At 64.6% G+C, this 5,024-nt stretch carries 3 protein-coding genes; all 3 read right to left on the reverse strand.

Features of this window, described 5'->3' with window-relative positions; translation table 11 throughout:
• Positions 1-1,205 (reverse strand): TolC family protein (locus tag Q7T64_RS05235; RefSeq protein WP_304792317.1); only part of this gene is annotated, 1,205 nt, incomplete at its 3' end.
• Positions 1,206-1,214: 9 nt separating this feature from the next.
• Positions 1,215-1,577, reverse strand: coding sequence for a DUF3467 domain-containing protein (locus tag Q7T64_RS05240; RefSeq protein ID WP_304792320.1), 363 nt, complete (start codon positions 1,575-1,577; stop codon positions 1,215-1,217).
• 244 nt (positions 1,578-1,821) lie between these two features.
• Positions 1,822-5,024, reverse strand: a 3,203-nt coding sequence (locus Q7T64_RS05245; protein ID WP_304792323.1) for a hypothetical protein, incomplete at its 5' end; no start/stop codon positions are given.

Consider the following 5,024-nt stretch of genomic DNA (forward strand, 5'->3'; position numbering starts at 1 on the left):
CGCAGCGTCAGGCTCAGTTCAGGCAGCATCTGGTTGCGCGCATACTCGACCCGGATATCTTCGCGTTCGGTCTTGAGCTGGTTGACCCGCAATTCCGGCCGCCGCGCCAGGCTCAGGCCCAGTCCGCCGGCGTCCGACTCCCGTGCGTCGGCCAGGCTGGCGCCGATTCCCCTGGCCTGGCCTGCGGGCGGATCGGCCAGCAGCGCCAGCGCATCGGCCGGCAAGGTGCGGCGTGCCCGCAGCGGGCTGCCGCTATCACGCTCGCGCGCGGCGATCATCGCCTGGAAACTATTGACCTGTTCTTCGTAATCCTGCTGCGCCTGCGCCAGTTGCAAACGGCGCTGGGCCCCGATCGACTCGGCGTCCTGCAGATCCATCGACGACTTCAGGCCGCGTGACTGCTGGCGCCTGGTTTCGGCCAGCAGCTTGCCGGCGATCTCGCTGGCTTGCGTGCGCAGGCGCACCCGTTCGGCGGCTCGCTGCACATTCAGGTAGGCGACCACACCCTCCATCACGCGCTGCGTCACGACTTGCCGCAGCGTTTCGCGCGCGACCTGTTGTTCGCGTTCGGCCAGCCGAATGGCAGCATTGGTGACCGCTACGCCGCCATTGCGCAACAGCGGCTGGGTCAGCTTGGCGCCGACCGTCGAGCGGAATTCCGCACCGGTAATGCCCAGGCTGCGCTGCAGGCTGTTGGTGGTGCGCGCCACGTTATAAGAAAGCTCGACGTCGGCGCCGGTGGGCGCTTTTACGCTGATGCCGGACTTCAGCTGTGCGGTCCGGGAGGCGTAATCGGCACTGCCGGCGCGCTGCAGGATTTCGCTCGACGAGTTCTGGGCCCGGCTCGAATCCAGGTCGCTGTTGGCGAAAAACGAGGGCTCGAACACGGCCGCCGCACCGCGCACGCCCTGCTCGGCAATCGCAGCTTCGTAGCGTTGGGTCAGTACCGACTCATCGGCCACCGCAATCAACGCGGCGAAACTGCGCAAACTGATCAGGTCGGGGGCATTTGCATCGCTGGCAAGCGGCGGAGCGCCGGCCGAAAGCAGCAAGGCCGCTCGCTCGCCCGCACCGCCTGGCGGCAGTTCACGCATTGCCGGGGCGCTCCCCGGCAATGTTGTCGCGGCCAAACCCTGTGCGGCTGCGCCGGCGCTTGCCATGCATCCGGCGACAGCCAGCAAACTCGCCAGGGTGAACCGCTTCATCGCTTGCTGCTAAACGATCTTGCCGACTTTTGTTTCGTATTCCTGCAGGACGCGCTGGAGGGTTTCGGCAAAATTCTTGGCGACCGATGGCGTCATGATGATGCGTGACGACAGCGCAATGACGATTTCGTCGCCGACCGTGCCCCAGGTCTGGTTGGTGCCGAACAGCAGCGTGACTTCATCCTTGCTCATGCCGACGTTGGCGACGTTGGCGTAATGACTGGCCATGTTGCGGTCGTCGAAGCGTACCTTCACTTTTCGCTCGTCGTCCGGCCGTTGTGCGGCCATCGCCTGGGTTGCCTGGGCTGCCGCATTGACATCGACGACATCTTCCTGGCCTGCGGCTTTTGCGCCGTTCTGCTTGGTGCTCATTGCGTTGCCTCTCCTATTGTCGAATAGAAATTTATTCTAAGGGGAATGGCGCAGGAAGTCATGCTCGATATTCGCTCTTTTGGGCGACTTTTATCGCGAGCGTAATTCCGATCGGGCGATCTGGCCGGCCCAGCCCCGGGCGGCGGCCGGCGCGCTGCTGGATTCGGGCTGGGGTCGCGGCGTCAGGCTGAGGCTTGCAAGTCAATATCGGCTTGCTGCCCTCAGCCGGTCTTCACCACCATGCTCACTTCGACTTCTGGCTGGCGGACTTGCTGCTGCTGTTGCCCTTCTCCGCATTGGCAACGGCTGCCAGTGCGATGGCTGGCTGGGCGTTGCTGCCCGTGCTGCTGCCGCCATTGGCGATCTGCTGCAACAGGCTGAGGATGGACGGCGCCTGCGAGGCGGGCGGCGCGATGCCCAGTGCCTGCAGGATCGATACCGGCTGGTCGACCACCCTGGTGCTGCTGGTGGCCGTAATTGCCGTGGAGGACGCCGTTGCTGGCAGCGACGAGGCCAGCGGCACGCTCGGCGCGGGATCGGCGACGGCCACGACCGGCGCCGGTGTGTCGTCGATACTGACCGTCACGACCGGAACGATCGCCGCCCCGTCGTCAGTCGGCGCCAGCGCGGTCACGACAGTACTGACCGGCTCTGGCTCCGGCGTGGTCGTCAGCGTCAGTGGCGGGATGATTTCAGTGGTCAGGCTGGCCAGGATCGGTTCTGGCGCAACGGTCGCAGTGGCCGGATCTTCGAGGACAAACGAGCTTGCCGTGCTGTCTGCCGGATCGGCAATCGTGGCGGTGCTGGAGACAGTCGGCTCGTCATAGCGGCCGTGGTAGTCATGGCGGCCATTGTCGTGCTCGAAATCCCACAGATGGCGTTCGAGATCGAAATGATGCCGGATGTGGATGGACTGGTGACGCAGGTTGATGATCTGTCCGTCGGCCGGCGGCGTGTCGCCGTCGGCATGGGTCTTCGACGAATACCGGATGCGGTCCTCGCTGGACAGCCAGATAGCGCCGTCGCCACGGTTCCAGACGCCTTCGCTACCCACCGTGAAGCCGATGGCGTCATGCACATAGATGCCGCCGCTCAGTGCATTGCGTGCACTGACGATCTGCGCGTTCACATTGATGTTGTGGCGCAGGTCGTAATAGCGGTGGTTCATGTGATGCCAGACATGCTGGCCAGCCACATCGAAATCGTCATACCAGTCCGGCGCAAACGCCGGCTCGGTCACCACTGGCGTGCGGCGGTCGTCGCGGTCGTACTTGTCCTGGCCGTTGTTGCCGTTCTTGCCGGGTTCCTCGTCGCCGTAGGAGCTGGCGTCGTAATAGGTACCGGATGCATCGCTCCACTTGTGCTTGTTGTCGCGCGGGTCGTGGTAGAACGCTTCGCGCTTGTCGGCGTAGGCGTCGTCGTGATAGTCGAAATAGCGGTTGAAGCCGATGCCGCGACCGGCGTCCATGTTCAGGATGCGCGTGACGATCAGATCTTCTTCGGCCAGCGTGTTGTCGATGATGGCCATGCCGCTACGCAGCGTCACGCTGTTGCCTGCCTCGATCCGGTCCAGCCGGATATGTCCGGCCGCATCGATACTGGCGCTGTCGGTGGCGGAAACCAGTGTTTCCGCATCCTCCATCGTGAAGTTGCCGGCCAGCAGGGTCACGCTGATGCGCGTTGCCTGCAGCAGCGACGCGTCGTTCATCGTGAGGCCGCCATTGGTGACGGTCAGGGTCAGGTCATTGGCCGCCAGCAGCGCTGCGCTATCGTCCAGGACCAGGTCCGCGCCGATGGTGGCGCTCATGTCCGTGCCGGCGGTGACCAGCGCCTGGCCCGACAGCAGCCAGTTTGCGCCGACGTCGAGTTGCAGGCTGGTGGCAACGGTGATGCTGGCGTTATCGGCCAGGATCAGGTTTTCACCGGTCGACAATACGGCCGATGCGCCGACCGTGACCCGGGCGTCGTTGACGAACAATGCGTCGCCGCCGACATCCAGCGACAGCGGTCCGCCCACTGTGATGGTGGTGCTTGCCCGGCTGCTCATGTTGCCGCCGACCAGCATGCTTGCCGTGCCGGTCACATCAATCGCTGCCGCGTCTTCCAGCATCAGGTTGCCGCCCACGGTCGACTGCAAGTCGCCGCCGACAGTCATCCGCGAATCGGCTTCCCGCAACACGTCACCGGAAACGTCGAGCACCGTATTGCCGCTCGAGACGATCCGCACTGAATCGCTGGTGACCAGGTTGCCATCCTGGACACCGAGGTAGATCACGGCCGCAGTCAGCGTCGCGCCGGTATCGAGCACGATGTCGCCGCCGGTGGCAGAGACCGTCAGCGTCTGCACTGCAGACAAGGCCGACGCGGTATTGATCGCCATGCCGCCATCCGCGGTCGACAGGCTGAAGTTTTGCAGCGAGCGCGCCTGCGACGCATCGGTCATCGATACGTCGCCGCTGTCGATTGCGACCACCATGTCGCCATCGGCCAGCAGCGACGCATGCGTCATGGACAGGTCGCCGCTGCCGATCGTCAGCGTCAACTGCTGGTTCGACGACATTTCCGCGTTGTCGGCCAGGGTGACATTGCCCTGGTTGACGGCCATCGTCAGGTCGCCCTCGGACTGCATCAGGGCGTAGTCCGACAGGGTCAGGTTGCCCTGCACGAAGCCGTTGAGCGCGCCGCCGATGATCATCGATGCACTGTCGTCCATGCTGGCGTTGCCGGTCGATACCGTCAGGTCCAGGCTGGCCGCCGTGACCGATGCCTGCGAACCGAAGCTGACGTCGCCATCGCTGGCGGTGATCGTCATGTGCTGCGCCGCAGCCAGTACTGCCTGCGTGGCGAAGCTGATGTCGCCGGTGTCCACCGTCAGGCCCAGGCCGGCGCCGGCCGTCATGCTGGCGCGGTCGGCGAAGCTGACGTTGCCGGTACCGACTGACATTGTCAGTTGCTGCGCGGCTGACATCACGGCATCGGTCGAGAAGCTGGTGTCGCCAGTGCTGATCGACACGCTCAGGTCGTTGCCAGCTGTCATGCTGGCTTCGGTGGAGAAGCTCAGGTTGCCCGTGCCGATGGTGACCACCGTATCGGCGCCGGCGCTCATCGCTGCACGGTCGGCGAAGCTGACGTTGCCGGTTCCGACTGACAAGGTCAGTTGCTGTGCGGCCGACATCACGGCGTCGGTCGAGAAGCTGGTGTCGCCAGTGGTGATCGACACGCTCAGGTCGCTACCGGCCGTCATGCTGGCTTCGGTGGCGAAACTCAGGTTGCCGGTGCCGATGGTGACCAGCGTATTGGCGCCGGAACTCATCGTTGCACGGTCGGCGAAGCTGACGCTGCCGGTGCCGACTGACAGGGTCAGTTGCTGTGCGGCCGACATCAGCGCATCCGTACCGAACAACACGTCCCCGGCGTTCACCGTCAGCACCAGGTTCTGGTCAGACG

It is taken from the genome of Lacisediminimonas sp. (assembly GCF_030645335.1).
GTDB lineage: Bacteria > Pseudomonadota > Gammaproteobacteria > Burkholderiales > Burkholderiaceae_D > Lacisediminimonas.